This window comes from Streptomyces lacrimifluminis, from assembly GCF_014646095.1.
In the GTDB taxonomy this organism is placed as follows: domain Bacteria; phylum Actinomycetota; class Actinomycetes; order Streptomycetales; family Streptomycetaceae; genus Streptomyces; species Streptomyces lacrimifluminis.
Map to the genome: position 1 here is coordinate 116,759 of NZ_BMMU01000007.1, position 26,221 is coordinate 142,979.

The window sequence follows — 26,221 nt, forward strand, 5'->3', positions numbered from 1 at the left end:
CTGGGCCCGACTTCGGTCCCCCACAGACTGCCTCGCGACGATGTCGGACGCGAGCCGTACTCTGGGGCGCATGCAGAACTCGGCGGACCGGCACGAGTACCCCGCCCACTGGGAGGCGGACGTCGTGCTGCGCGACGGCGGCACCGCCCGTGTCCGGCCCATCACGGCGGACGACGCCGACCGGCTGGTCAGCTTCTACGAACAGGTGTCGGACGAGTCGAAGTACTACCGCTTCTTCGCGCCCTATCCGCGCCTGTCCGCAAAGGACGTCCACCGCTTCACCCACCACGACTTCGTGGACCGGGTGGGGCTCGCGGCCACGGTCGGCGGCGAGTTCATCGCCACCGTACGCTACGACCGTATCGACGCCGAGGGACTGCCCGCCCCCGGTCCCGCCAGCGAGGCCGAGGTCGCCTTCCTGGTGCAGGACGCGCACCAGGGCCGGGGTGTCGCCTCCGCCCTCCTCGAACACATCGCGGCTGTCGCCCGCGAGCGCGACATCCGCCGCTTCGCCGCCGAGGTGCTGCCGGCCAACAGCAAGATGATCAAGGTGTTCACGGACGCCGGGTACACCCAGAAACGCAGCTTCGAGGACGGCGTCGTACGCCTGGAGTTCGACCTGGAGCCCACCGACCGCTCACTCGCCGTCCAGCGCGCGCGGGAGCAGCGGGCCGAGGCGCGTTCCGTCCGGCGGCTGCTCGTCCCGGGCGCCGTGGCCGTCATCGGTGTCGGGCGCGCCCCCGGTGGCGTCGGCCGCAGCGTCCTCGACCACATCAGGGACGCCGGTTTCACCGGTGCGCTGTACGCGGTCAACAGCGCCTTCCCGGAGGAGCAGAAGGACATCGAGGGAGTACCGGCCCACCGATCGGTGCGCGACATCGAGGGCCCCGTCGACCTCGCGGTCGTCGCCGTCCCGGCCGCGTACGTCCCCGACGTCGTCGCCGAGTGCGGTGAGCACGGCGTACAGGGACTCGTCGTGGTCTCCGCCGGGTACGCCGAGAGCGGCCCCGAGGGACGGGAGCGGCAGCGCGAACTCGTACGGCACGCGCGCACGTACGGGATGCGCATCATCGGCCCCAACGCCTTCGGTGTCATCAACACGGCGGAGGACGTCCGGCTGAACGCGTCGCTCGCCCCCGAGATGCCGAGGCCCGGGCGGATCGGGCTGTTCGCGCAGTCCGGGGCCATCGGGATCGCGCTGCTGTCCCGGCTGCACCGGCGCGGGGCAGGCGTCACCGGGGTCACCGGGGTGTCGACCTTCGTCTCGTCCGGCAACCGGGCCGACGTCTCGGGCAACGACGTACTCCAGTACTGGTACGACGACCCGGACACCGATGTCGTCCTCATGTACCTCGAATCCATCGGCAACCCGCGCAAGTTCACGCGCCTCGCGCGGCGCACGGCGGCGGCGAAGCCGCTGGTGGTCGTCCAGGGGACGCGGCACGGCGGCGCGGCTCCCCAGGGGCATGCCGTACGGGCCACGCGGTTGCCGCACGCCACGGTGTCCGAGCTGCTGCGGCAGGCCGGGGTGATCCGGGTGGACACGATCACCGAACTGGTCGACGCGGGGCTGCTGCTGGCCCGGCAGCCACTGCCCGCCGGGCCGCGGGTGGCGATCCTGGGGAACTCGGAGTCGCTGGGGCTGCTGACGTACGACGCGTGCCTCTCCGAGGGGCTGATGCCGCTGGCGCCGCTGGATCTGACCACGGGGGCGTCGCCCGAGGACTTCCACCGGGCGCTGTCGGAGGCGCTGGCGGACGAGGGGTGCGACGCGGTCGTCGTCACCGCGATCCCCACGGTGGGGGAGGGTTCCCCGGGGGACGCCGCGTTGGCCGAGGCACTGAGGTCGGCTTCGTCGGAGGTTCCCGGGAAGCCGGTGCTGGTGGTTCATGTGGAGCTCGGGGGACTGGCCGAGGCACTGTCGGCTGCCGCCAGCACTGCCCCACAGGCAGGTTCACCGGCACTGGGGGCGGCCGTGGCGGAACGCCCGCCCGTCGCCGGGTCGGAACGGCAGACTCCCGCACCGGTGTCGCAGGCACCGGCATCCGCGACCCCGCCCGCCCCCGACTCCTGCTCCCGTCTCATCCCCGCCTACCCCGCCGCCGAGCGAGCCGCCCGGGCACTCGGGGAAGCCGTGAAGTACGCGCAGTGGCGGCGCGAGGCCGCCGAGCCCGGCAAGGTGCCCGAGTCCATCGACGCGGACATCGACGAGAAGAGGGCCGCCGAGCTGATCGGCGGGCTCCTCGCGCGCGGGCAGGGGCTCACCCTGGGTACGGACGAGACGTGCGAGCTCCTCGGGACGTACGGCATCCCGGTGCGCGGGGCCCTGCCCGCCGCGAGCCCCGAGAGCGCCGTGGCCGCCGCGCGGACGCTGGGTTACCCCGTCGCGCTCAAGGCCACCGCCCCGCACCTGCGGCACCGCGCGGACCTGGGCGGCGTCCGTCTGGATCTCGCGGACGAGGAGCAACTGCGGCGGGCCTACGCCGAACTGACCGGTCTCTTCGGCGACCCGGAGGAGGTGCGGCCCGTGGTGCAGGGGATGGCACCACGGGGAGTGGACACCGTCGTACGGGCGGTGATCGACCCGGCGGCCGGCGCGGTGCTCTCCTTCGGGCTCGCCGGCCCCGCCTCACAGCTGCTCGGGGACATCGCACACCGGCTGATACCGGTCACGGACCGCGACGCGGCCTCGCTTATCCGGTCGATCCGGACGGCGCCGCTCCTCTTCGGCTGGCGCGGCTCGGCGCCTGTCGACACCGGGGCACTGGAGGAACTGCTGCTCAGGGTGTCCAGGCTGGTCGACGATCATCCCGAGGTCATCGCGGTGTCCCTGGAGCCGGTGGTCGTCGCGCAGCACGGCCTGAGCGTGCTCGGGGCGTCGGTGCGGCTGGCGCCGCCACCCGTCCGCGACGACCTGGGTCCCAGGACACTTCCTGTGTACTGAGCGGTGCCTCGCAGCCAGTGGGCCCCCGTAAGATGGGCACATGGCCAAGACCAGTACGTCGACCCAGGGGCTGCGAGCGGCGATCGAGCGCAGCGGCTACTACCCGGCTCTCGTGGCCGAGGCGGTGGAGGCCGCGATCGGCGGCGATTCCATCCGGTCGTACCTGGTCCACCAGGAGACGACGTTCGACGCGAACGAGGTGCGTCGGCACGTGACCGTGCTCGTCCTCACGGGCAACCGTTTCATCGTCAGCCACACCGACGAGCAGGCCGCGGACACCACGTCCCCCACGCCGTACGCCACCACGTCCACGGAATCCGTGAAGCTGGGCCGGATCTCCTCCGTCGTCGTCAGCAGGGTCGTCGCCAACCCGGAGTCGTACACGCCGGGCACACTGCCCCGCGAGGTCGTCCTGACCATCGGCTGGGGCGCCGTCTCCCGCATCGACCTGGAGCCTGCCGCCTGCGGCGATCCCAACTGCGAGGCGGACCACGGCTACACCGGCAGCTCGACGGCGGACGACCTGAGCCTGCGGGTCAGCGAGGCCGGTGACGGCCCGGAGACGGTCCGCCAGGCCCTCGTCTTCGCGCAGGCCCTCTCGGAGGCGACCGCGGACGTCACCCGCTGATGGCGCAGCCGACCGCTTGGGACCACCCGGAACCGCTCGCCGTGTCCTCCGCCCCCGTCCCGCACTACGGCACGGGCTCCCTCGCCGACCTGCTGCCCACCCTGGCCGCCGGTATGGACGTACCGGGCATGTCCGCGGCGATCCCCGAACTGGCGCCCGCCGACCGGAACTGCGTGTTCCTGATCGACGGACTGGGCTGGGAGCAGCTCCGGGCTCACCCGGACGAGGCCCCCTTCATGAACTCGCTCATGGGCAGCTCGCGCGGTGACACGGGCCGCCCGATCACCACCGGCTACCCGGCGACCACCGCGACCTCCCTCGCCTCCGTGGGCACCGGACTGCCGCCGGGCGCACACGGCCTGCCCGGTTACACCGTACGCAACCCGGCCACCGGCGAGCTGATGAACCAGCTGCGCTGGCAGCCGTGGACGGAGCCGCGCGCGTGGCAGCCGTACCCCACGGTGTTCCAGCTGGCGCACGCGGCCGGTGTGCACACGGCCCAGGTCTCCTCGCCGACCTTCGAGAACACCCCGCTGACGAAGATCGCGCTCAGTGGCGGAACATTCCGGGGGAAGCTCTCCGGCGAGGACCGGATGGACCTCGCGGCCGAGCAACTGGCCGCCGGTGACCGCTCGTTGGTCTACACGTACTATGCGGAGGTGGACGGCAAGGGCCACCGCTTCGGCGTCGACTCGGACGCCTGGCGCGGTCAGCTCATGTACGTCGACCGGCTCGTCCAGCGGCTGGCGGAACAACTCCCGCCGCGTGCCGCGCTGTACGTCACCGCCGACCACGGCATGATCGACATCCCGTTCGACGAGCAGCATCGCATCGACTTCGACGAGGACTGGGAACTGCGCGCCGGGGTCGCCCTGTTGGGCGGTGAGGGCCGCGCCCGGCACGTGTACTCGGTACCGGGCGCCGAGGCCGACGTGCTGACCTGCTGGCGCGAGGTGCTCGGCGAGCAGTTCTGGGTGGCCTCGCGCGACGAGGCGATCACGGCGGGCTGGTTCGGGCCGACGGTCGATGAACGGGTGTACGGGCGGATCGGCGACGTGGTCGCGGCAGCCCGGGACGACGTCCTGATCGTCGCCTCCGAGCGGGAGCCCAGGGAGTCGGCGATGGTCGGCAACCACGGTTCCATGACCCCTGCGGAACAGTTGGTCCCGCTCCTGCAAGTACGCTCCTGACGCCCGTCCCTGCCCGACACCCCCTGCCCAGCCTCTCGTCTTCGTCCCGTCCTCCGCGTGTCTCGCCGAAAGGTGCTCGACCTCCCATGCCCGAGCTGGTGTTCTTCTCCGGAACGATGGACTGCGGGAAGTCGACGCTGGCGCTCCAGATCGGGCACAACCGGTCGGCCCGAGGGCTCCAGGGTGTGATCTTCACGCGCGACGACCGGGCGGGGGAGGGCAAGCTCTCCTCGCGGCTGGGGCTGGTGACGGAGGCCGTGGAGGCTACCGTGGGCATGGATCTGCACGCCTATCTGGTCGACCAGATGTCCAGGGGCGGCAAGGTCGACTACGTGATCGTGGACGAGGCGCAGTTCCTCGCGCCGCAGCAGATCGACCAGTTGGCGCGGGTGGTGGACGATCTGGGGCTGGACGTCTTCGCCTTCGGCATCACCACCGACTTCCGCACGAAGCTCTTCCCGGGCTCCCAACGGCTGATCGAGCTGGCGGACCGGATCGAGACCCTCCAGGTGGAGGCGATGTGCTGGTGCGGGGCACGGGCCACGCACAACGCGCGCACCGTGGGAGGCGTGATGGTCGTGGAGGGCGAGCAGGTCGTCGTCGGTGACGTGAACCGCCCGGCCGAGCAGATCGGCTACGAAGTGCTGTGCCGACGCCACCATCGGCGCCGTATGACGAGCGCCTCCGCACACGCCTCCGTCATCTCTCCGGACGTCCTGCCGGTCGGTTCGGCCTGATCCTTTTCCTCGGCGCTGCTTTCCGGCCGTTCTCGGTACGATGAAGGTCACAATAACGTATCGGGCATTTCGCGCTTCAATCTTCACTTGAAGCACACAAGTTGGCTAAGTTGACCCCCGAACACCTTCCTAAACCTGCTGTCCGCACCTGACAGTTGGCTGGGGGGACGTACCACGGAAGGAGGCTCGTCCCGCATGGCGCCGGAACGAACCCGAGACGATGGGCCGACCCGTGAGGAGGTCCAGCAACGGATCAACAGCCTCTACGACCAGGCCGAGAGCTTCACCGGGACCTTCAACGCCACCCGCGCGATGAGGCTCGGGATACGCAAGCGCGTCAACCCGGCGCCCGAGCCCGCGCGCAGGCGCTCCGATCCGTCCCTCGACGAGGTCGCCCGACCGTGGTTCGACGTGGGGCGCGCCCAGTTGGGCCCGACCGTGCCGGCGGTGCTGCCCCCCGACCGGAGGCCGGCCCGCGCGGCAGAGGTCCGGCCCGCCCGACCCGCGGGCCCGAACGTCGAGCTGGCAGCCCTTCCCGTGGCGGAGCTGACCGGCGGACCTGTCGCCGCGCTGCCCGTCGGCCCGACGGCCGCGCTGCCGTCCGGGCCCGTGGCCGGACTGCCGCCCGCCCCGGTCGCCGAACTGCCCGCCGCACCCATGGCCGTACTGCCGGCCGTGCCCGCACCGCGCCAGGAAGCCCTGGGTGGCCTGGACACACTTTCGGCCGGGCCCAGTTGGTTCCCGTCGCCCGACCAGGGCCCCGCTCCGATCCCGACGGCCGGTTCCCTGCCCGTCGAGGATGCCTGGCGCCTCCCCAACCCCGTGGAACAGGCTCGCCCCCAGCCCGCCGAGGAGTGGCAACTGCCTCAGCCGGCCGGCCTGAGCGCGGACGCGTTTTTCGACGCCGGCACGCCCCTCTACGCGGGCACGCTCCGCGACGGGGACTACGCCCTCGTCACCGAACTCCCCCTCGTCACCGAACCGTTCCCGGTCGCCGACCCCTTCCCCGCGACGGACACGTCCTACGGCACGCACACGCCGCCGCACGGCACGCAGACGTCCTACGGAACCCAGACGCCGCCCCACGGCACGCAGACGTCCTACGCCACCGGGACCTACTACTTCGGCACCGAGTCGATTCCGGGTGCCGGGACCGGCGCGAGCATCGGCAACGGCCTCGCGTTGGGCCTGGAGCCCGGCGCGAAGGCCGCGAAGGCGGTCGCCTTCGCCCGTGCGCAGATCGGCAGACCGTGCGTATGGGGCGCGGTCGGGCCGGGCTCGTACGACAACTCCGGTCTCATCCAGGCCGCCTGGAAGGCCGCCGGGGTCGCGCTCCCGCGTTCCGTGCAGGAGCAGGCGAGCGCCGGTATGGCGATCAACGTCGCCGACGTCCGGCTCGGCGACCTCGTCTTCTTCCACGGCGACGCGGGCCACGTCGGTCACGTGGGCATCTTCGTCGGCGACGGAATGATGATGCACGCGCCGAGTCCGGGCGCGAGAGTGCGCGAGGACTCGATCTTCGCGGCCGGCGAGGCGGCGATCCACAGCATCCTGCGGCCCGCGTAGACGCCCTTCCAGGGGGCCGTCAGTGGGCTCCCTGGATCAGCGAGAACATCGCCCCCTCCGGGTCCGTCACCGTCGCCACGCGGCCGTGTGCGCTGTCGTGCGGGGGCCTGACGACATGACCGCCCAGGTCCACCAGGTGAGTGGTCGCCGCGTCCGTGTCGGCGACCTCGAAGTACGTCATCCAGTGCGGACCCCGGTCACGGGGCAGGAAGTTGCCCACACCGTGGACGCCGGCGACCGGGCGGCCCTCGACGTGCAGGGTGACGTAGTCGAAGTCCGCCGACACCACGGGTTCTTCCTCGTACCCGAAGACGGTCCTGTAGAACTTGGCGACACTCGACGAGTCGCGGGTCACCAGCTCGTTCCAGGCGGGGGTGCCGGGGACGCCGGTGATCCCCGTGCCCAGATGGGCGGCGGTCTGCCAGATGCCGAACACCGCGCCCATCGGGTCGGAGGCGATCGCCAGCCGGCCCGCCTCCGCCGCGTCCAGGGGGCCCACGCCCACGGTGCCCCCGGAGTGGCGGACCATCTCCGCCGTGAGGTCCACGTCGTCCGACGCCAGGTACGGCGTCCAGGCGACGGGGAGATGGCGGTCCGGCGGCAGCTGGCCGATGCCGGCCACCTCCTGACCGTCGAGCAGGGCCCGTACGTACCAGCCGAGCTGCTGAGGGCCCAACTCGAACTCCCAGCCGAACAGATCCCCGTAGAAATCCTGGGTCGCTGTCATGCCGTGCACCATCAGACTCACCCAGCAGGGTGTGCCGGGCGCGTGCCGGGGAAGCGCTTCGCTGTTCCGGTCGGCCGACTCCCGTGCCTCGGTCATCGTCACTCTCTCCTCGACCCCTCGCGGTGGCCGTGTCACTTCCGCTGTCCGCCGCGTCGGCGGACCTGCCGCATGCCGTCGTACGGCGTGCTCCGTTGCGTACGTCGGTCGCGCCGTGCCGTGTTCTCGTGTGCCCGCACGCTCCGTGCCGATGCTCGCACTACCCGCGGTACCGCGCGCCCGGGCCGCGCCGACTCCGCACGTCCTCGTCATGAGGGTGCCCGAACCGGCGGTTCCCGTCTGTTTCAGCTCAATTGCCGCAAGGTGTCCATCAGTCGTACAGCATGTGCGCGATCCCGTACACCCCGTGATCGAACCTGTCCGGCGGGAGAGTAGCCCGCCCTGGCCGCCGCGGCCACCCCGTACGCAAGGATGGAGCCATGAACGCCATCATCACCGCACCCGAACTAGTGAACGAGCTGGCCGGTACCGACCCGCCGGTCCTGCTCGACATCCGCTGGCAGCTGAGCATGCCCGCCGCGGGCGGCGCGGCGCCTTTCGACGGGCCCGCCGAGTATGCCGCCGGGCACCTCCCCGGCGCGGTCTTCGTCGACCTGGACCGGGAGCTCGCCTCGGCGGCGGGACTGGCCGGCCGGCATCCGCTTCCCGACCCGGAGGTGTTCGGCGCCGCGATGCGCCGCGCGGGCGTCTCGTCCGGAGTCCCGGTCGTCGTGTACGACGGTGGACAGGGCTGGGCGGCGGCCCGCGCCTGGTGGCTGTTGCGCTGGACGGGTCACCCGGACGTGCGGGTCCTGGACGGCGGGTTGCCGTCCTGGGAGGGGGCGCTCGACACGGACGTACCGGCGCCCGCCGAGGGCGACTTCACGCCGGTGCCGGGAGCGGTGGAACTGCTCGACGCAGACGGGGCCGCGGCACTGGCCCGCTCCGGGCTGCTGCTCGACGCGCGCGCGGGGGAGCGTTACCGGGGTGAGGTCGAGCCCATCGACAGGGTTGGCGGACACATCCCGGGCGCGGTCTCGGCACCCACGAACGAGAACGTGGGGGCGGACGGACGGTTCCTGCCCGCGGACGAACTGACGGCCCGTTTCAAGACCCTGGGCGCGGCGGACGCCACCGCGGTGGGCGTGTACTGCGGATCGGGCGTCTCGGGCGCCCATGAGGTCCTGGCCCTGGCGGTCGCGGGCATTCCGGCCGCGCTGTACGTCGGGTCGTGGTCGGAATGGTCGCAGGATCCGACGCGGCCGGTGGCCGTGGGCCCGGACCCGCAGTAGCCCGACAGTTCCATGCCCCCCGTTCGGCTGAACGGGGGGCGCGCAGCGGCCCGGTAAGGGGCGCGGGGAACTGCGCGACCAGCCCCCACTCACCCGCAGGAAACGAACCGCCTGACCAGCGGAGCTACTCCTTGTTCTTCCGGCGTGTGCCGAACACGATCTCGTCCCAGCTCGGTACAGCCGCTCTGCGGCCGGGACGGACGCCGTCCGCCTCGGCCTGGCGGTCGGTGGCGCCGACCAGGCGGTCGCGGTGGGCGCCGACCGAACGGGGCATGAGCACGTCCGCGTACGCGGAACCGGCCGAGGCCGCGGGAGCCGGGGGCTCCTCCAGCTCGGGTTCGGGCGCCGGTTCCTCCGGGGCTTCCGTGGAGGAGGGTCGTTCCGGCACGACCATGTCGCCGCGGAAACTCGGTACCGCTTCCAGGAGGCTCGTCAGCGAGTCACGCTCGCTCGCGCTCACGCCCTCCTCGGTGAGCTCGGACGACGGCGCGGGCAGGACCGGACGGTCCAGCGGGCGGTCGCGCGGCAGCCGGGCGATGCGCGGTACGAACGGGAAACTGGGCTCGGGCGCGGCGAGGTCGTCCGACTCGCCGATCAGCGAGCGGGCCTCCTCGTCGACGGCCTGTACGAGCCGCCTGGGCGGGTCGTACGTCCAGCTCGCCGAGTGAGGTTCGCCGGCCACCAGGTAGACCAGCAGGACTTCCCAGGTGCCGTCGTCACGGCGCCAGGAGTCCCACTGGACGGTGTCCTTCTCGGCGCCACGGATCGTCAGCCGCTCCTGCACGGCCTCGCCGAGCTGTGGACCGGCGTTCTCACCGGGCCGACGGACCGGAGTCTTCCGGGCCCGCTCGGCCATGAAGGCTCGCTCGGCCAGCACGGGGCCCTCGAAGCGGCGTACGCGGTCCACCGGGATTCCGGCGAGCTGCGCCACCTCTTCCGCGGACGCGCCGGCACGTATGCGTGCCTGGATGTCGCGGGGGCGGAGATGACTCTCCACCTCGATCTCGATCTGGCCGAGGCGGGGACGGTCGCCGCGTACGGCGGCGCGCAGACGCTCATCGATCGGAAGCGTGTACTCCGTGCTGTCCGCAGCCTTCAGCACCAGCCGTGTGCCGTCGTTAGAGACGGCCACGACACGCAGTTCGGGCATGGGGACCTCCCGGGTGGTGCCTGCCGACGTCACGTGCGTCGCTGCTTCCGCTAGTCGAGTGTGGCCTGCCCGGGTGCAGCCTGCCACAACCTTGCCGAGTTGCCCGGCGTGTCGGGCGGGTGCCCGGGATCGCCGTTATGTCACGGTTATCTATTCGCAACGCTAAGTGACAAACTCCGTCACCCTGTGCGACGAGCCCCCTCTTGGCGATCCTGGAAGGCCCCGGACGCCCAGGCGGGAGACCGGACCCAGGGCTCGCAACAGTACTCCATTTGGGCCACGTGCGTGGATTGGCACGCCACCCAATTCCTGCCGGGGAGTGCGAGTTGGCCGATCTCCCGCCGGTTCTGTGACCTCGGACGCAGCACAGTTCACGTAAACATCGGAAACGGAACCAATTGCTTCGCTACGCCCCGAGAACCCGTCGCAAGTAGTCGTTCTGGAACAGGCGTTCAGGGTCGAGGCGGTCCCGCAGGGCGGTGAACTCCCCGAAGCGGGGGTAGACCCCGGCGAAGTACCCGGCGTCCCGCGTGTGGACCTTGCCCCAGTGCGGACGTCCCTCGTGCGCCGTGAAGATGCGCTCGGCGGCGGTGAAGTACGCCTGGTAGGGCGTCCCGCGGAACATGTGGACGGCGACGTAGGCACTGTCGCGGCCCGATGCCGTGGAGAGCGTGATGTCGTCCGCGGGGGCCGTGCGCACCTCCACGGGGAAGCTGATCCGCATGCCCGACCGGTCGACCATCGCCTTGAGTTCGCGCAGCGTCGCCACCAGGGCCTCGCGCGGAACGGCGTACTCCATCTCCACGAAGCGCACCCGGCGCGGCGACGTGTAGACCTTGTACGGGATGTCGGTGTAGGTCCGCGCGGACAGGGCCTTGCTGGAGATCTGCGCGATCGCCGGGATCGTGGCGGGCACGGTGCGGCCGACCAACTGGGCCGCCTGGAAGACGCCGTTGGAGAGGAACTCGTCCTCGATCCAGCCGCTGATCCGGCTGACCGGCTTCTCGGGGCCGGCGCTGCGGTTGTTGCGCTTGGTGTTGGTGTTTCCGGTGTGCGGGAACCAGTAGAACTCGAAGTGCTCGTTCTCGGCCCAGAGTTCGTCGAAGGCGCTGGTGACCCTGTCGAAGGTCATCGGCTCCTCGCGGGCGGTGAGCAGGAAGAGAGGCTCCACGGCGAAGGTGATCGCCGTGATGATCCCCAGGGCGCCGATGCCGACCCGGGCCGCGGCGAAGACCTCCGGGTTCTCCTTCTCGGAACAGACGAGCAGGGAACCGTCCGCCGTCACCAGCTCAAGTCCCTTGATCTGGGCGGCTATCGAGCCCGACTCGCGGCCCGTGCCGTGGGTGCCGGTGCTGGCGGCGCCCGAGACCGTCTGCTCCATGATGTCGCCCATGTTCGTGAGCGAGAGACCCTCGCGGGCGAGAGCCATGTTGAGTCTCTTGAGCGGAGTGCCCGCCTCGACCGTGACCGTCATGTTCTCGCGGTCAACGTTGCGGATGCCGGTCAACAGTTGAGGGCGGATCAACACCCCGTCGGTGGCGGCGGTCGCCGTGAAGGAGTGCCCCGTGCCCACGGCCTTCACCTTCAGGCCGTCCGCGGCTGCCTCCCGCACGGCCGCGGACAGTTCCTCCACGGAAGCGGGCGTGACCTCCCGGGCGGGCCGGGCGGTGACGTTGCCCGCCCAGTTACGCCACGTGCCGCTCTTGCCGCTCACTGTGCTGTTCAACGGTGCCTCCCCGACACGGAGCCGGCCTGTTCAGCCGGCGGTACCCGAGGAAACCGACCGCGACCGCGACGGCCCCGGACGCCACCGGAACCCCGTACCCGGCGCTCGCACCGGCGGCGTCGATCACCCAGCCGGACACGGAGGAGCCGAGCGCGACACCGACCGCGAGCCCGGTGCTCACCCAGGTCATGCCCTCGGTCAATTGCGCGCGTGGTACGTGCTGTTCGATGAGGGACATCGTCGTGATCATCGTGGGAGCGATGGACAGACCCGCAACGAACAGCGCCACGGCCAGAGACGGCAGGTTTCCGACCAGTAGGAGGGGGATCATACTCACGGCCATCGCACATACGCCCAGCAACCACCGACGTTCCGGGGCTCCCGGCAGGTGCAGCAGCCCGAACACGACACCTGCCGCGCAGGAGCCCGCCGCGTAGAGGGCCAGCACGACGCTCGCGGCGCCCTTGTGTCCCTGTTCCTCGGCGAAGGCGACGGTCACCACGTCGACGGCCCCGAAGATCGCCCCGGTCGCCGCGAAGGTGACCGCCAGAACCTGGAGGCCGGGGGAGCGCAGCGCCGACCCGCCCTTGTGCTGAGCGAGCGGATGCGGCTTCGGCTCGGTGTCTCGCTGGGACGTCAGCCAGAAAACGCCGACCGCCAGGAAACAGGCGGCGAGCAGCGGTCCCGCCTCCGGGAACCACGCCGTGGACAGACCGATCGAGAGGATCGGCCCGAAGATGAAGCAGACCTCGTCCACCACCGACTCGAAGGAGTACGCGGTGTGCAGCTGCGGGGTGTCCCGGTAGACGGCCGCCCAGCGCGCCCGGGTCATCGCGCCGACACTCGGTACGCAGCCGATACCGGCGCTGCAGACGAACAGCACCCAGTCCGGCCACCCGAAGTGCGCGGCGAACAGCAGCCCGGCCGAGGCCAGCAGGGCGCAGAGCGTCGCGGGACGCAGCACACGGCGCTGCCCGTACCGGTCGACCAGCCGCGAGACCTGCGGGCCCGCCACCGCGGCGGCCAGGGCGATGGTCGCCGAGAGCGCGCCCGCGAGGCCGTACCGGCCGGTGAGCTGGGAGACCATCGTGACCACGCCGATGCCCATCATCGACAGCGGCATCCGGCCGAGGAACCCCGCGGCGGTGAAGCGCCTGGAGCCGGGGGCGGCGAACAGGGCGCGGTAGGGGCTGGGCACGGGAGTCTCCGGTCGATCCGGTAGGGCGTGACGGATACGGGGGTAAGGCGTGAAGGGAGCCGTTACAGCTTACGAGTCGGGTGGCGTCCGACGCACTCCCGGGGACGGGCCGGGATCCCGCCCGTCGGAGGGGGGTGGCAGGATCGGAACCATGCGAGATGCGCTCGACGCCACCCCCTACGACGCCCTGCTCCTGCTCTCCTTCGGCGGCCCCGAGGGCCCGGACGACGTGGTTCCGTTCCTGGAGAACGTGACGCGTGGGCGGGGCATCCCCAAGGAACGCCTCAAGGAGGTCGGACAGCACTACTTCCTGTTCGGCGGGGTCAGCCCGATCAACGACCAGAACCGCGCCCTTCTGGACGCCCTCCGCAAGGACTTCGCCGATCACGGTCTGGACCTGCCGGTCTACTGGGGCAACCGCAACTGGGCCCCCTATCTGACCGACACCCTGCGCGAGATGGTCCAGGACGGCAGACGCCGCATCCTCGTCCTCGCCACCAGCGCGTACGCCTCGTACTCGGGCTGTCGCCAGTACCGCGAGAACCTCGCGGACTCCCTGGCCGCCCTGGAGGCCGAGGGCCTCGACCTGCCCGAGGTCGACAAGATGCGGCACTACTTCAACCACCCGGGCTTCCTGGAACCCATGACCGAGGGCGTGCTCACCTCCCTCGCCGACCTCCCCGAGGACGTCAGGGAGGGCGCACACCTCGCCTTCTCGACCCACTCCATCCCGACCGCGTCCGCCAACACCTCCGGGCCCGTCGAGGACCACGGGGACGGCGGGGCCTACGTGAAGCAGCACCTGGACACCGCGCGGCTGATCGCCGACGCGGTGCGCGAACGGACCGGCGTCGAGCACCCCTGGCGGCTCGTCTACCAGTCGCGCTCCGGAGCCCCGCACATCCCGTGGCTCGAGCCCGACATCTGCGACCACCTGGAGGAGCTGCACGGCGCCGGTGTCCCGGCCGTCGTGATCGCGCCGATCGGGTTCGTGTCGGACCACATGGAGGTCCTGTACGACCTCGACACGGAGGCCAGGGCGAAGGCGGAGGAGCTGGGCATGCCCATGCGCCGCTCCGCGACGGTGGGCGCCGACCCGCGCTTCGCCGCCGCGATCCGTGAGCTCGTCCTGGAGCGCGCCGCCACCGAGAGCGGCCAGGACGTCACGCCGTGCGCCCTGGGCGCTCTCGGCGCGACCCGGAACCTCTGCCCCGTGGGCTGCTGTCCGTCCCGTACCCCCAGGCCCGCCGCCGCGGGCGCCGACAGCCCGTACGCGTGAGGACCCCTGTGAGCGACCCCCTGCTGCCCGAACTGCTCCGGCTCGCCCAGGAGGCGGCCCTCCGCGCGGGAGAACTGCTGCGGGACGGACGGCCGGCCGATCTCGCGGTCGCCGCCACCAAGTCCAGCCCGATCGACGTCGTCACGGAGATGGACATCGCGGCGGAGAAGCTGATCACCGACGTGATCTCCGACCACCGCCCGCAGGACGGTTTCCTCGGCGAGGAGGGTGCCTCCAGCGAGGGCAGCAGCGGCCTCCGCTGGATCATCGACCCGCTCGACGGCACGGTCAACTACCTGTATGGGCTGCCCACTTGGTCCGTGTCCATCGCGGCCGAGCAGGACGGCGAGCGCATCGTCGGCGTGGTCGCGGTGCCGATGCGTGGCGAGACCTTCCACGCGGTGCGCGGCGGGGGAGCCTGGGCCACCGGAGCCTGGGAGGGCGAACGCCGGCTCGCCGTCCGCCCGGCCCCGCCGCTGGACCAGGCACTGGTGTCGACGGGATTCAACTACGTCGCCGAGGTCAAGGCCCACCAGGCCGAGGTGGCCCGGCAACTGATCCCCCTGCTGCGCGACATCCGGCGCGGCGGCTCGGCGGCGGTCGACCTGTGCGACGTGGCGGCGGGCCGCCTGGACGGCTACTACGAGCGCGGTCTCAACGCCTGGGACGTTGCCGCGGGCGACCTGATCGCCCGAGAGGCGGGCGCGCTGACCGGTGGACGCCCCGGAGAGCGCCCGTCACGCGATCTGACGGTCGCGGGCACCCCCGGGGTCTTCGAACCCCTCCAGCGCCTCCTGGAGGACTTCGGAGCCTGGCACGACTGACGAGGGGCGACACCGATACCGGGGGACCCAACCATCAGTGAGGCAGCGGTGCGGGTCCACCGGGGCTCGCTGCCTTCGTGCCAACGGCCGCGAGAGATCCGACGCCGGCTTCGGCGCCCCGAAGGCGAACGAGCACAAAGAGGTGAGCCCCGGCACTGGATCGATGCCGGGGCTCCTCTTTTTCTCTCCTGCGGACTGATTCAGACGCTGGCCGCGCCGAGCTCCACGCCGTGTTCGGCGGCGAGACGGCGCAGCTCGTCGAGGTCGGCCTGTTCCACGTCGACGAGGAAGTCGTCGCCCTCGTCGCGAGCCCGCGTCAGGTCGGTCTCGGTTGCCCTTATGCGCTGCAGAAGTCCTGCGGTGAATGCGTCCATGCTGCGCCCCCTCGTCCTGGGTCGTGGGTCGATGGCACGGGGGTGTGCCGTTCGGAAGGGGCGATCACGTCTCCAACTGGGTGCCCGGCGTTGCCCTGCCGGGCGGCCACGGTGCCGGACACCCACGCCCGCTCTGCGGAAAGCGGTTCGATGTGCCACTAGGTCTCATGGCACACGCAGAGCGTGATCGCGGGGTGTAAAGCCGTCCTCCCCCCGGCCCCTGCGGAGGAAACCTCGGCCCACCAAGATTTCTTCCCCCGCTGTCGGCACGAGCGGCCCGGGGCGGCCGGGAAGCTGCCATGCGGTGATCGTCCGCGAGCCTCTTACAACCGGTTTACGGGCGAAAGCGGCAGGATGGAGGCCTGACCGCAGGACAAGTTTCCGCCAACGTGCCCTCCCGGCCCGCGGGCGACCCCGAGGAAGGACAAACGACGTGCGCGTACTCGTCGTCGAGGACGAGCAACTGCTCGCCGATGCGGTGGCCACCGGACTGCGCCGGGAGGCCATGGCCGTCGACGTCGTGTACGACGGTGCGGCGGCCCTGGAACGCATCGGCGTCAATGACTACGACGTGGTCGTCCTCGACCGGGACCTCCCGCTGGTGCACGGAGACGACGTCTGCCGCAAGATCGTCGAACTCGGCATGCCCACGCGCGTGTTGATGCTCACGGCTTCCGGGGATGTCAGCGACCGGGTCGAGGGGCTGGAGATCGGCGCCGACGACTACCTCCCCAAGCCCTTCGCCTTCAGCGAGCTGACGGCACGCGTGCGTGCCCTCGGCCGGCGTACGAGCCTGCCGCTGCCGCCCGTTCTGGAACGCGCCGGGATCAAGCTCGACCCGAACCGCCGGGAGGTCTTCCGCGAGGGCAAGGAAGTCCAGCTCGCGCCAAAGGAGTTCGCCGTCCTGGAGGTGCTGCTGCGCAGCGAGGGCGCGGTCGTCTCCGCCGAGCAGCTCCTGGAGAAGGCCTGGGACGAGAACACCGACCCGTTCACCAACGTCGTCCGGGTGACCGTGATGACCCTGCGCCGCAAGCTGGGCGAGCCGCCTGTGATCGTCACCGTGCCGGGTTCCGGCTACCGGATCTGATATCCGATGGCCACGACACCCGCGCCCCCGCAGGCGCCTCCGAAGCCCACCTGGGACCCGAGGAAGCCGCAGCAGCTGCCCCTGCCCTGGCTGCGCCCGACCATCCGCATACGCCTCACGCTGCTGTACGGCGGCATGTTCCTGATCGCGGGCATCCTGCTGCTGTCGATCATCTACCTGCTGGCCGCGCAGGCAATCCGTGAGGGTAGCGGCAGCCAGTCCTTCCAGATCAGCAGCAGCAGCAACATCAAGATCACCAGTGACACGTGCCCGGTGCTGAACGTCGCGACCACCGACGAGGAGCGCACCGCCGCCCTCAAGGCATGCGGCGACGCCCTGCGCCAGCACGCACTGGACGGCCTGCTCAGCCGCTCGCTGCTCACGCTGCTGGGTCTCGCCGTGATCGCCTTCGCCTTCGGCTACGCGATGGCCGGCCGGGTCCTGACCCCGCTCGGCCGGATCACCCGCACCGCCCGTGCGGTGGCCGGCTCGGACCTGTCCCGCCGGATCGAGCTGGACGGCCCCGACGACGAGCTGAAGGAACTGGCGGACACCCTCGACGACATGCTGGAGCGTCTCCAGCGGGCCTTCACCGCCCAGCAGAGGTTCGTCGGCAACGCCTCCCACGAGCTGCGAACGCCGCTGGCGATCAATCGCACGCTCCTGGAGGTGCACCTGTCCGACCCGGCGGCGCCGCCGGAGCTCCAGCAGCTCGGCAAGACCCTGCTGGCCACCAACGAGCGCAGCGAGCAGCTCGTCGAGGGACTGCTGCTGCTCGCCCGCAGCGACAACCAGATCGTCGAGCGCAAACCGGTCGACCTCGCCGAGGTCGCCGAACAGGCGGTCGACCAGACGCATGCCGAGGCCGAGGCCAAGGGCGTCGAGTTCCGCGGGAAGCGCGATCCCGCGGTCGTCCAGGGCAACGGTGTACTGCTGGAGCGGATCGCGCTGAACCTCGTACAGAACGCGGTGCGGTACAACGTGCCGGAGGGCGGCTGGGTCGAGGTGACCACGGCGGTCCAGCACGGGCAGGCGGTACTGCTCGTCTCGAACACAGGTCCCGTGGTCCCCGCGTACGAGATCGACAACCTCTTCGAGCCCTTCAGGCGGCTGCGTACGGAGCGTACGGGCAGTGACAAGGGTGTGGGCCTCGGACTGTCGATCGCGCGCTCTGTGGCGCGCGCTCACTGCGGCCACATCTCGGCCCTGCCGCGTGAGGGAGGTGGACTCGTGATGCGAGTGGCCCTGCCGATCTGAGATCATGTCGCCGACACGCGAGGATGTTCGCTTTGCGCGGAATTTCCGGGGTACCCTCCCGGCGACCTCATGTGTGATCGATCACAAGGGCGAATTTACGGCCATCCACTCTCCGTGATTGGGCAAGTCATCGTAAGGCCCGGTAGATCCGGGTTTTCGGGGGTCTTGATCACGGGAAGTACACGGTGGGGGCCTTTTGAGTATGGCATTCGGACCGTGTACGGTCCCGATCGCCATCCATGCTGATCTCTCTCAAGGGGGTCGGTTGGGTGTCGATTGAGTAACAGACCTTGATGTGAGGCAAAATCTCCGCCTCAGGTCGGGCACAAGTCCGGCCTCTCACGCGTTACCTGCGCTGAGACACCGCAGACACCCAGAGGGGGAGAGCGCGACATGGCAACGGATTACGACACCCCACGCAAGACCGACGACGACGTCGACTCGGACAGCCTTGAAGAACTGAAGGCCAGGAGGAACGACAAGTCGACTTCCTCCGTGGACGTCGACGAGTTCGAGGCCGCCGAGGGCCTCGAACTGCCCGGAGCGGACCTCTCGAACGAGGAGTTGGCCGTCCGGGTGCTGCCCAAGCAGCAGGACGAGTTCACTTGCATGACCTGCTTCCTGGTGCACCACCGCAGTCAGCTGGCCCGCGAGAAGAACGGTCAGCCGATCTGCCGCGACTGCGACTGAGGCGGGGTCGGCCGTGACTGGCTCGACCCCTCCTTGGAAGCGCCGCTTCCCCATGCGGGGAGCGGACCAGGGGCCGCAGAACGGCCCTCATGGTGTGCGTGACGACGAGCGGGGCTCATCCGATACAGGATCGGCCTCGCTCGAACCGGCCGCCGGGCCGGCCGACCACGGGGATGACCTCCCGGTGCCGGCCGAGCCTTCCGCACCCGTCACCGGGGGACGGGCGGCCACGATCCGGAACAAGGCCAGGGAAGGCGTCCGCAAGGGCGGCAGCCGCGCACGGGCAGGCCTGGCGTATCTCACCGACCGGATCATCGAGATCGCCCCGCGTATCCCCGTACGCGACCTCGCCACCCTCCGCCGACAGTTCCCGGGTCTCGGTCCCGAGCAGCTCGCGGACAAGCTCGTCGCGGGCGCCGCGAGCGCGACGGCGACCGTCGGCGCGGGCATCGGGGCGGCGGCGATGATGCCGGTGCCACCGGCCATGCCGACCGAGCTGGCCGCCGAGATCACCGGTGTGGCCGCGATCGAGCTGAAAATGATCGCCGAGCTGCACGAGGTCTACGGTGCACGTCCGCCCGGCAACCTGAAGCAGCGCAGTACCGCGTACCTCAACTCGTGGTCGGGTGAGCGCGGGATCGACGTGACGAAGCCGTCGACGATCAACTCGGCCCTCGGGGGCCAGATGAAGCGCGAACTGCGCCAGCAGATCATGAAGCGGATGATCCGGGACCTGCCCAACCTGTTGCCGTTCATGGTGGGAGCCGCCGTCGGCGCGGTCATGAACAGGCGCGACACGAGAAAGCTCGCGGACCGCATCCGCAAGGACCTGCGCAAGTTCCAGGTTCCCTGGGACCAACTCCCGGAACTGGCCCCGCTGGAGCCCCCCACGGACGCGCTGAGCCTCGGGGACGGGCCGAAGGAACTCGGGACGTAAGGGCTGCGGGGGGGCATGCCCGCCCCCGGACGCCGGTGCGGCGGGCAGGTCTTTGCCCGCCGCCGAAGAAGAATGTGCCGAGGCGCGCCGAGCCGCCGCGCCGGGCGGTTCAGCCCGCGTCGCGCGCAGCCGCCCGCGTCGACTCCAGTGCCGCCATCAGCTGTTCGGGCTCCCGCGTCGACAGATACAGGTACGGGGTGGGGTCCTCGGGGTCCGTCACCTGGACGCGCAGCGCCGTGGGGATGTAGGAGCGCAGGAGCATGAAGGCACGGGTGTCCGCCTTGTAGGTGCGCCAGGCGCGCGCCTCCTCCGCGTCCAGGATCTCCGCCTCGCCCAGGGCCGCCACCGGGATCTTCGCCTCACCCGCGATCAGCGCGTCGCCCACGACCCGGATCCGGATCGAGCCGTACGAACTCGCCGCGACCGCGGCCACCGCGGTGCCGCCCACCAGGCCGCCGAGCAGGGGCAGCGTGCCGAACGGGAGGAGGATCAGGGCGAAGGAGACGCCGACCAGGAACGAGATCAGCCACCAGGAGCGGGGGGCCGTGAGGCGTTCTTCGTACGGGGATGCGGAAAGCTGCATGGAACCAAGCTTGGCATGGTGTCGGTCGGCGGCCGACTCGCGGGTAAGGTCTGCGGCTGTGAGTGGTACTTCCGCAGCTCTGAAGCCCCCCGCCGACGCCGTGGCGCCCGTGCGGCACCCGGACGCGCCCGCGCCCGGCGAGCTCCTGGGCGCCCACTACGAACAGTGTTTCGGGTGCGGCGGCGAGCAGGCCCACGGACTGCACCTCGCCGCCCGGGCCGGCGACGGTGTCAGTGTCACCGCCGAATTCACCGTGCGGGAGGCCCACCAGGGCGCCCCCGGCCTCGCCCACGGCGGTGTGCTCGCCAGCGCGCTGGACGAGACACTCGGCTCGCTGAACTGGCTGCTGCGCACCATCGCCGTGACCGGACGGCTGGAGACCGAGTTCGTCCGGCCCGTGCCCGTCGGCACCCTGCTGTACCTGGAGGCCGAGGTCACGGCGGTGGCCCGGCGCAAGATCTACTCGACCGCCACCGGACGCATCGGCGGCCCCGACGGGCCTGTCGCGGTGCGCGCGGAGGCACTCTTCATCGAGGTCAGGGTCGAGCACTTCATCGACAACGGCCGCCCTGAGGAGATCCGGGCAGCCATGAGCGACCCGGACCAGGTCCGGCGTGCCCGCGCATTCGAGGTGAACCCGTGAGCCCCGCACCCGTGGGCCGTGAGCCCCTGGACGTCCTCATCCGACGCGTCGATCCGGACGTACCGCTTCCGGCGTACGCGCAGCCGGGCGACGCCGGAGCCGACCTGCGGACCACGGAGGGTTGCGAACTGGCGCCCGGGGAACGGGCTGTTCTGCCCACCGGGGTGTCTGTCGCTCTCCCGGACGGGTACGCGGCCTTCGTGCACCCTCGTTCGGGCCTGGCGGCCCGGTGCGGTGTCGCTCTGGTGAATGCCCCGGGGACGGTTGATGCCGGGTACCGTGGGGAGATCAAGGTGATCGTGGTGAATCTCGACCCGCACGAACCCGTGCGATTCGAGCGCTTCGACAGGATTGCCCAACTGGTCGTCCAGCAGGTCGAGAAGGTCCGCTTCCGGGAGGTCGCGGAACTTCCCGGCTCGGCGCGGGCCGAGGGGGGCTTCGGGTCCACCGGTGGTCACGCCTCGGTGGGCGGTGCGAGCGGTCACAGCGGTCAGGCCGCAGTAGGCGGCACAACGGGTGGGAATCGATACGCTTCGGTCGTAGCCGACCGGGAAGGACAGTGACGTGTTCGGACGTCGCAAGAAGAAGGGTGCCGCCGAGGACGCGGCCGGCGAGGCCGAGCAGGTCGTCGACAGCGTCGACACTGAGGCGGACGAAGCAGCGGGCAGCCGTGGGCGCGTCCGGCTGGAGCCGGAGCCGCGTCCCGACGGACCCTGGGACGACACCGAGGTGCGCGAGCCCGGCGAGGGCCGGGTGGACCTGGGCGGACTGTTCGTGCCCGGGGTCGACGGCATGGAGCTGCGGGTCGAGGTCGCGGGCGACGCGATCGTCGCGGCGACCGTAGTGCTGCGCGACAGCGCCGTGCAGCTCCAGGCCTTCGCCGCGCCCAAGCGCGAGGGCATCTGGGGCGAGGTGCGCGAGGAGATCGCCAGCGGCATCACCCAGCAGGGTGGCATCGTCGACGAGGTCGAGGGGCCGCTGGGCTGGGAGCTGCGCGCGCAGGTGCCGGTGCAACTGCCGGACGGCACGGGCGGTTTCCAGGTCGTGCGGTTCGTCGGAGTCGACGGTCCGCGGTGGTTCCTGCGAGGGGTCATCTCCGGGCAGGGCGCTGTGCAGCCGCAGGCCGCCGGTCTCCTGGAGCAGATCTTCCGGGACACGGTCGTCGTCCGTGGCGAGGGGCCGATGGCGCCCCGCGACCCGATCGTCCTGAAGCTGCCGAACGACGCGCAGATGGTGCCCGAAGGCGTGTCGCAGGTCGAGGAGGAGGGTTCCCGCTTCGGTGGCGGCATGGGCCAGCTGCAGCGCGGGCCGGAGATCACCGAGGTCCGCTGAGAGCTCCGCTGGTCACGCGGGTCGTTCGCGGCGGGCCGGTGGGGGCTGGGTGTGCAGTTCCCCGCGCCCCTGTCGGAGCCCGGTTCCGCACCCGGCCATGAGTTTCGCGGAACGGTCCGTATCCCTCCGTCGAGGGGTACGGACCGTTTCTTCGTTCGTCTGTGCGTCAGGGTTGCGTCAAAGGCGTGGTCCGGTCTGCCTCTCGTCCCTTTTGTCGACATTGCTGGACGTAAGGTCGACGCTGCGCAGTCAGCGGGCACGGGAAGACAATGAGGCCATGGGACGCGGCAAGCTTCGGATCTACCTCGGTGCGGCACCGGGCGTCGGCAAGACGTACGCGATGCTGTCCGAGGCGCACCGCCGTGTCGAGCGCGGGACGGACTGCGTGGTGGCGTTCGTGGAGCACCACGGCCGGCCGCGTACGGAAGTGATGCTGCACGGGCTGGAACAGATCCCGCTCAAGGAGCTGCCTTACCGCGGATCCGTGTTCACCGAGATGGACGTGGACGCCGTGCTCGCCCGACGGCCGCAGATCGCCCTGGTGGACGAACTGCCGCACACCAACATTCCCGGCTCGCGCAACGCCAAGCGCTGGCAGGACGTGGAGGAGCTGCTGGCCGCGGGTATTGACGTGATATCGACTGTCAACATTCAACATCTTGAGTCGTTGGGTGATGTGGTTGAGTCGATCACTGGTGTACGTCAACAGGAGACCGTTCCCGACGAGGTGGTCCGGCGTGCGGATCAGATCGAGCTGGTCGACATGTCCCCGCAGGCGCTGCGCCGGCGCATGGCCCACGGCAACATCTACAAGTCCGACAAGGTCGACGCGGCTCTCGCCAACTACTTCCGGCCGGGGAACCTGACCGCTCTGCGGGAGCTGGCGCTGCTGTGGGTGGCGGACCGGGTCGACGAGTACCTGACCGAGTACCGCAGTGAGCACCGGGTCTCCAGGATCTGGGGCTCGCGCGAGCGGATCGTCGTCGGGCTGACCGGCGGACCCGAGGGCCGCACCCTGATCCGGCGGGCCGCGCGGCTCGCCGAGAAGGGCGCAGGCGGCGAGGTCATGGCCGTCTACGTCGCCCGCAGTGACGGGCTGACCAACGCCTCGCCGAAGGAACTGGCCGTCCAGCGGACCCTGGTCGAGGACCTTGGCGGAACGTTTCACCATGTGGTCGGGGACGACGTTCCGGTGGCACTGCTCGACTTCGCGCGGGGCGTGAACGCCACGCAGGTCGTGCTGGGTGTGTCCCGGCGCAAGACCTGGCAGTACGTCTTCGGGCCCGGGGTCGGCGCGACCGTGGCCAGGGACTCGGGGCCCGACCTCGACGTCCATCTGATCACCCACGACGAGGCGGGCAAGGGGCGCGGACTGCCCGTGGCCCGGGGGGCCCGGCTCGGGCGGGCGCGGATCGTGTGGGGCTGGCTGGTCGGCGTGGCCGGTCCGGTGGTCCTCGCGCTGCTCCTGAACGCCGTCGACCTCGGTCTCGCCAACGACATGCTGCTGTTCCTGGCGCTCACGGTGGCGGCGGCCCTGCTCGGCGGCCTCCACCCGGCGCTGGCCTCGGCGGCCGTCGGCTCGTTGCTGCTGAACTACTACTACACGCCGCCGTACCACCGGCTGACCATCGCCGACCCGAAGAACATCGTCGCCCTGGTGATCTTCTTCGGGGTCGCCGTGTCGGTGGCGTCCGTGGTGGATCTGGCCGCCCGGCGCACGCATCAGGCGGCCCGGCTGCGGGCCGAGTCGGAGATCCTGTCCTTCCTCGCGGGCAGTGTCCTGCGCGGTGAGACCAGTCTTGAGGCCCTGCTCGACCGGGTCCGGGAGACCTTCGGGATGGAGTCCGTGGCCCTGCTGGAGCGCGCCTCCGACGTCGATCCGTGGACCTGCGCGGGCAGCGTCGGCACCCGGCAGGCGGTGGAGCGGCCGGAGGACGCCGACGTCGACATGCCGGTCGGCGACCACATGGCGCTCGCACTGTCCGGCCGGGTACTGCCCGCCGCCGACCGGCGGGTGCTGGCCGCGTTCGCCGCCCAGGCGGCCGTGGTGCTGGACCGCCGGCGCCTCCAGTCCCAGGCCGACCAGGCCCGTACCCTCGCCGAGGGCAACCGGATCCGCACGGCGCTGCTCGCCGCTGTCAGCCATGACCTCCGTACGCCGCTGGCCGGGATCAAGGCGGCGGTCTCGTCGCTGCGGTCGGACGACGTGGCGTGGTCCGAGGAGGATCAGGCCGAGCTGCTGGCCGGTATCGAGGACGGGGCCGACCGGCTCGACCACCTCGTGGGCAACCTGCTGGACATGTCCCGGCTCCAGACCGGCACCGTGACCCCGCTGATCAGGGAGATCGACCTCGACGAGGTGGTGCCGATGGCGCTGGGCGGCGTACCCGAGGACAGTGTCGAGCTGGACATTCCCGAGACCCTGCCGATGGTCGCCGTCGACCCGGGGTTGCTGGAGCGGTCGGTGGCCAATCTGGTCGAGAACGCCGTCAAGTACAGCCCGGACGGGGAGACGGTGCTGGTGGCCGCCAGTGCCATCGCCGAGCGGGTGGAGGTGCGGGTGGTCGACCGGGGGCCGGGCGTGCCGGACGAGGCGAAGGACCGCATTTTCGAGCCCTTCCAGCGGTACGGTGACGCCCCGCGCGGGGCCGGGGTCGGGCTGGGCCTCGCGGTGGCCAGGGGGTTCGCCGAGGCGATGGGCGGCACCCTGCAGGCCGAGGACACGCCTGGGGGCGGGCTGAGCATGGTGCTCACGGTGCGGGCGGCCGGGGACGGCGAGAGAGCTGAACCGCCGCGGAGTGGTGGAGCGGGGGCCGTGGAAGTGGGAACAGAAGTGTCAGCGGAGTCGGCGGTGTCGGAAAGGCAGGTGTCATGACCCGGGTGCTGGTGGTCGAGGACGAGCCGCAGATCGTGCGTGCCCTCGTGATCAACCTCAAGGCACGCAAGTACGAGGTCGACGCGGCCCCCGACGGTGCCACCGCTCTCGAACTCGCCGCCGCCCGCCATCCCGACGTCGTCGTGCTCGACCTGGGGCTGCCCGACATGGACGGCGTCGAGGTGATCAAAGGGCTCCGGGGGTGGACACGGGTGCCCATCCTGGTGCTGTCGGCCCGGCACTCGTCCGACGAGAAGGTCGAGGCGCTCGACGCGGGCGCCGACGACTACGTCACCAAGCCCTTCGGCATGGACGAACTGCTGGCCCGGCTGCGGGCCGCCGTCCGCCGGGCCGAGCCCACCGGTAGCCCCGAGGACGACGTCATGGTGGAGACCGACGAGTTCACCGTCGACCTGGCCGCGAAAAAGGTCCACCGTCAGGGGCGCGACGTACGGCTGACTCCCACCGAGTGGCATCTGCTGGAGGTGCTCGTGCGCAACACGGGACGGCTGGTCAGCCAGAGACAGCTGCTCCAGGAGGTGTGGGGGCCGTCGTACGGGACCGAGACCAACTACCTGCGTGTGTACATGGCGCAGCTGCGGCGCAAGCTGGAGGCGGATCCCTCGCATCCGAAGCACTTCATCACCGAACCCGGGATGGGGTACCGGTTCGAGCGGTAGGGCCGTCCCCGGAGAGACGTGGTCCCGGGGTACGTCGGTGTCGGTGGGCGCCGGTACGCTTCAGGTATGAGTGCTGTTCCTCGTTCCGAGAAGCCGGCGGGCCGGTTCCGTCGCATGCTCGACCGGCTCTCCTCGTCGCAGGAGGACCTGGAGTCCGAGGAGCTGCGCGAGGACACCGCGACCGCGGGCTGTACGCGTATCGGTGACTGCCACGACCGACAGGTGGTGACGGTTACTGGTACCTTGCGCACGGTCACGCTGCGGCCGAGGGCGGGGGTTCCGGCCCTGGAGGCCGAGCTCTTCGACGGTTCGGCCGCGCTGGACGTGGTGTGGCTCGGCAGGCGTTCCATCGTCGGGATAGAGCCGGGGCGCAAGCTGATCGCGTCGGGGCGGATATCGATGAGCCGGGGCCGCCGTGTGCTGTTCAATCCGAAATACGAACTCAGACCCCTCGGACGGGAGTAGC

Annotated in this window: 24 protein-coding genes; 18 read left to right on the forward strand and 6 right to left on the reverse strand. The window is 70.8% G+C overall.

Translation table 11 applies throughout. From position 1 onward, the window contains the following. The first annotated feature begins 70 nt into the window (after positions 1 to 70). The 5 genes from IEY89_RS13280 to IEY89_RS13300 all read left to right on the forward strand — a co-directional run bounded on the left by IEY89_RS13280 (position 71) and on the right by IEY89_RS13300 (position 7,065). Complete coding sequence (locus IEY89_RS13280) at positions 71 to 2,944, forward strand: bifunctional acetate--CoA ligase family protein/GNAT family N-acetyltransferase (protein WP_189147575.1); 2,874 nt, start codon at positions 71 to 73, stop codon at positions 2,942 to 2,944. 40 nt (positions 2,945 to 2,984) lie between these two features. Next, the gene (locus tag IEY89_RS13285; protein WP_189147576.1) at positions 2,985 to 3,572 is read left to right on the forward strand and encodes a DUF5998 family protein; all 588 of its coding nucleotides are present in this window, start codon (positions 2,985 to 2,987) and stop codon (positions 3,570 to 3,572) included. Next, complete coding sequence (locus IEY89_RS13290) at positions 3,572 to 4,762, forward strand: alkaline phosphatase family protein (protein ID WP_189147577.1); 1,191 nt, start codon at positions 3,572 to 3,574, stop codon at positions 4,760 to 4,762. Before IEY89_RS13285 ends, IEY89_RS13290 begins: the two co-directional genes overlap by 1 nt. Positions 4,763 to 4,848: 86 nt before the next feature. Then, positions 4,849 to 5,499, forward strand: a complete 651-nt coding sequence (locus tag IEY89_RS13295) for a thymidine kinase (RefSeq protein ID WP_189147578.1) — start codon at positions 4,849 to 4,851, stop codon at positions 5,497 to 5,499. A 195-nt stretch (positions 5,500 to 5,694) separates the two neighbouring features. Next, positions 5,695 to 7,065, forward strand: a complete 1,371-nt coding sequence (locus IEY89_RS13300) for a C40 family peptidase (RefSeq protein ID WP_229695201.1) — start codon at positions 5,695 to 5,697, stop codon at positions 7,063 to 7,065. Between the two features lie 19 nt (positions 7,066 to 7,084). Here the strand turns inward: IEY89_RS13300 and IEY89_RS13305 are convergent, their stop codons facing one another. Beyond that, the gene (locus IEY89_RS13305; protein ID WP_189147579.1) at positions 7,085 to 7,888 is read right to left on the reverse strand and encodes a VOC family protein; all 804 of its coding nucleotides are present in this window, start codon (positions 7,886 to 7,888) and stop codon (positions 7,085 to 7,087) included. A 380-nt stretch (positions 7,889 to 8,268) separates the two neighbouring features. On the opposite strand from IEY89_RS13305, the gene IEY89_RS13310 reads away from it, so the two are divergent. Next, positions 8,269 to 9,120, forward strand: coding sequence for a sulfurtransferase (locus IEY89_RS13310; RefSeq protein ID WP_189147580.1), 852 nt, complete (start codon positions 8,269 to 8,271; stop codon positions 9,118 to 9,120). A 124-nt stretch (positions 9,121 to 9,244) separates the two neighbouring features. Here IEY89_RS13310 and sepH read toward each other — a convergent pair whose 3' ends face one another. From sepH to IEY89_RS13325, 3 genes are all read right to left on the reverse strand, one after another. Then, positions 9,245 to 10,270, reverse strand: coding sequence for a septation protein SepH (sepH, locus tag IEY89_RS13315; RefSeq protein WP_189147581.1), 1,026 nt, complete (start codon positions 10,268 to 10,270; stop codon positions 9,245 to 9,247). Between the two features lie 406 nt (positions 10,271 to 10,676). Beyond that, positions 10,677 to 11,996, reverse strand: coding sequence for a D-arabinono-1,4-lactone oxidase (locus IEY89_RS13320; protein WP_189147582.1), 1,320 nt, complete (start codon positions 11,994 to 11,996; stop codon positions 10,677 to 10,679). Beyond that, positions 11,956 to 13,194, reverse strand: a complete 1,239-nt coding sequence (locus IEY89_RS13325; protein WP_189147583.1) for an MFS transporter — start codon at positions 13,192 to 13,194, stop codon at positions 11,956 to 11,958. The genes IEY89_RS13320 and IEY89_RS13325 overlap by 41 nt, the downstream gene beginning before the upstream one ends. A gap of 151 nt (positions 13,195 to 13,345) precedes the next feature. Here IEY89_RS13325 and IEY89_RS13330 point away from each other — a divergent pair, with 151 nt between their 5' ends. Both IEY89_RS13330 and IEY89_RS13335 read left to right on the forward strand, forming a co-directional pair. Then, positions 13,346 to 14,473 (forward strand): ferrochelatase, encoded by a 1,128-nt coding sequence (locus tag IEY89_RS13330; RefSeq protein ID WP_189147584.1) that lies wholly within the window; start codon positions 13,346 to 13,348, stop codon positions 14,471 to 14,473. Between the two features lie 8 nt (positions 14,474 to 14,481). Next, on the forward strand, positions 14,482 to 15,297 hold the full coding sequence (locus tag IEY89_RS13335; protein WP_189147585.1) for an inositol monophosphatase family protein: 816 nt from the start codon (positions 14,482 to 14,484) through the stop codon (positions 15,295 to 15,297). A gap of 200 nt (positions 15,298 to 15,497) precedes the next feature. Here the strand turns inward: IEY89_RS13335 and IEY89_RS13340 are convergent, their stop codons facing one another. Continuing rightward, positions 15,498 to 15,671 carry a hypothetical protein gene (locus IEY89_RS13340; RefSeq protein ID WP_189147586.1) on the reverse strand — a complete coding sequence of 58 codons (174 nt, stop codon included), beginning with the start codon at positions 15,669 to 15,671 and terminating at the stop codon, positions 15,498 to 15,500. Positions 15,672 to 16,104: 433 nt separating this feature from the next. Between IEY89_RS13340 and IEY89_RS13345 the strand changes: the two genes are divergently transcribed. The 4 genes from IEY89_RS13345 (at position 16,105) to IEY89_RS13360 (ending at position 19,642) form a co-directional block, all read left to right on the forward strand. Next, positions 16,105 to 16,758, forward strand: a complete 654-nt coding sequence (locus IEY89_RS13345; RefSeq protein WP_189147587.1) for a response regulator transcription factor — start codon at positions 16,105 to 16,107, stop codon at positions 16,756 to 16,758. Positions 16,759 to 16,764: 6 nt separating this feature from the next. Next, positions 16,765 to 18,015 (forward strand): sensor histidine kinase, encoded by a 1,251-nt coding sequence (locus IEY89_RS13350; protein ID WP_189147588.1) that lies wholly within the window; start codon positions 16,765 to 16,767, stop codon positions 18,013 to 18,015. A 393-nt stretch (positions 18,016 to 18,408) separates the two neighbouring features. Continuing rightward, positions 18,409 to 18,705 (forward strand): DUF4193 domain-containing protein, encoded by a 297-nt coding sequence (locus IEY89_RS13355; RefSeq protein ID WP_006380512.1) that lies wholly within the window; start codon positions 18,409 to 18,411, stop codon positions 18,703 to 18,705. A 13-nt stretch (positions 18,706 to 18,718) separates the two neighbouring features. Then, positions 18,719 to 19,642: a hypothetical protein gene (locus IEY89_RS13360; protein ID WP_189147589.1), complete on the forward strand. Its 924-nt coding sequence runs from the start codon at positions 18,719 to 18,721 to the stop codon at positions 19,640 to 19,642. Between the two features lie 109 nt (positions 19,643 to 19,751). Here the strand turns inward: IEY89_RS13360 and IEY89_RS13365 are convergent, their stop codons facing one another. Then, entirely contained in the window at positions 19,752 to 20,225 is a 474-nt protein-coding gene (locus IEY89_RS13365; RefSeq protein ID WP_189147590.1) for a DUF3093 domain-containing protein, read from the reverse strand. A 58-nt stretch (positions 20,226 to 20,283) separates the two neighbouring features. Here IEY89_RS13365 and IEY89_RS13370 point away from each other — a divergent pair, with 58 nt between their 5' ends. From IEY89_RS13370 to IEY89_RS13395, 6 genes are all read left to right on the forward strand, one after another. Continuing rightward, on the forward strand, positions 20,284 to 20,868 hold the full coding sequence (locus tag IEY89_RS13370; RefSeq protein WP_189147591.1) for a PaaI family thioesterase: 585 nt from the start codon (positions 20,284 to 20,286) through the stop codon (positions 20,866 to 20,868). Positions 20,869 to 20,879: 11 nt separating this feature from the next. After that, positions 20,880 to 21,431: a dUTP diphosphatase gene (gene dut / locus IEY89_RS13375; RefSeq protein WP_189147722.1), complete on the forward strand. Its 552-nt coding sequence runs from the start codon at positions 20,880 to 20,882 to the stop codon at positions 21,429 to 21,431. A gap of 1 nt (position 21,432) precedes the next feature. Further along, positions 21,433 to 22,200, forward strand: coding sequence for a DUF3710 domain-containing protein (locus tag IEY89_RS13380; RefSeq protein ID WP_189147592.1), 768 nt, complete (start codon positions 21,433 to 21,435; stop codon positions 22,198 to 22,200). 277 nt (positions 22,201 to 22,477) lie between these two features. Further along, positions 22,478 to 25,075 (forward strand): sensor histidine kinase, encoded by a 2,598-nt coding sequence (locus IEY89_RS13385; RefSeq protein WP_189147593.1) that lies wholly within the window; start codon positions 22,478 to 22,480, stop codon positions 25,073 to 25,075. After that, positions 25,072 to 25,755 carry a response regulator gene (locus IEY89_RS13390; protein ID WP_189147594.1) on the forward strand — a complete coding sequence of 228 codons (684 nt, stop codon included), beginning with the start codon at positions 25,072 to 25,074 and terminating at the stop codon, positions 25,753 to 25,755. Before IEY89_RS13385 ends, IEY89_RS13390 begins: the two co-directional genes overlap by 4 nt. Positions 25,756 to 25,821: 66 nt before the next feature. Beyond that, on the forward strand, positions 25,822 to 26,220 hold the full coding sequence (locus tag IEY89_RS13395) for an OB-fold nucleic acid binding domain-containing protein (RefSeq protein ID WP_189147595.1): 399 nt from the start codon (positions 25,822 to 25,824) through the stop codon (positions 26,218 to 26,220). The last annotated feature ends 1 nt before the right edge of the window (position 26,221 follow it).

Bases quoted from the DNA above. Each gene is read 5' to 3' on its own strand.
- IEY89_RS13280 (WP_189147575.1), top strand. From the start codon at position 71: ATGCAGAACTCGGCGGACCGGCACGAGTACCCCGCCCACTGGGAGGCG.
- IEY89_RS13385 (WP_189147593.1), top strand. From the start codon at position 22,478: ATGGGACGCGGCAAGCTTCGGATCTACCTCGGTGCGGCACCGGGCGTC.
- IEY89_RS13305 (WP_189147579.1), bottom strand. From the start codon at position 7,888: ATGACCGAGGCACGGGAGTCGGCCGACCGGAACAGCGAAGCGCTTCCC.
- IEY89_RS13390 (WP_189147594.1), top strand. From the start codon at position 25,072: ATGACCCGGGTGCTGGTGGTCGAGGACGAGCCGCAGATCGTGCGTGCC.
- IEY89_RS13290 (WP_189147577.1), top strand. From the start codon at position 3,572: ATGGCGCAGCCGACCGCTTGGGACCACCCGGAACCGCTCGCCGTGTCC.
- IEY89_RS13295 (WP_189147578.1), top strand. From the start codon at position 4,849: ATGCCCGAGCTGGTGTTCTTCTCCGGAACGATGGACTGCGGGAAGTCG.
- IEY89_RS13310 (WP_189147580.1), top strand. From the start codon at position 8,269: ATGAACGCCATCATCACCGCACCCGAACTAGTGAACGAGCTGGCCGGT.
- IEY89_RS13340 (WP_189147586.1), bottom strand. From the start codon at position 15,671: ATGGACGCATTCACCGCAGGACTTCTGCAGCGCATAAGGGCAACCGAG.
- IEY89_RS13350 (WP_189147588.1), top strand. From the start codon at position 16,765: ATGGCCACGACACCCGCGCCCCCGCAGGCGCCTCCGAAGCCCACCTGG.
- IEY89_RS13365 (WP_189147590.1), bottom strand. From the start codon at position 20,225: ATGCAGCTTTCCGCATCCCCGTACGAAGAACGCCTCACGGCCCCCCGC.
- IEY89_RS13355 (WP_006380512.1), top strand. From the start codon at position 18,409: ATGGCAACGGATTACGACACCCCACGCAAGACCGACGACGACGTCGAC.
- IEY89_RS13395 (WP_189147595.1), top strand. From the start codon at position 25,822: ATGAGTGCTGTTCCTCGTTCCGAGAAGCCGGCGGGCCGGTTCCGTCGC.
- IEY89_RS13330 (WP_189147584.1), top strand. From the start codon at position 13,346: ATGCGAGATGCGCTCGACGCCACCCCCTACGACGCCCTGCTCCTGCTC.
- sepH (WP_189147581.1), bottom strand. From the start codon at position 10,270: ATGCCCGAACTGCGTGTCGTGGCCGTCTCTAACGACGGCACACGGCTG.
- IEY89_RS13285 (WP_189147576.1), top strand. From the start codon at position 2,985: ATGGCCAAGACCAGTACGTCGACCCAGGGGCTGCGAGCGGCGATCGAG.
- IEY89_RS13300 (WP_229695201.1), top strand. From the start codon at position 5,695: ATGGCGCCGGAACGAACCCGAGACGATGGGCCGACCCGTGAGGAGGTC.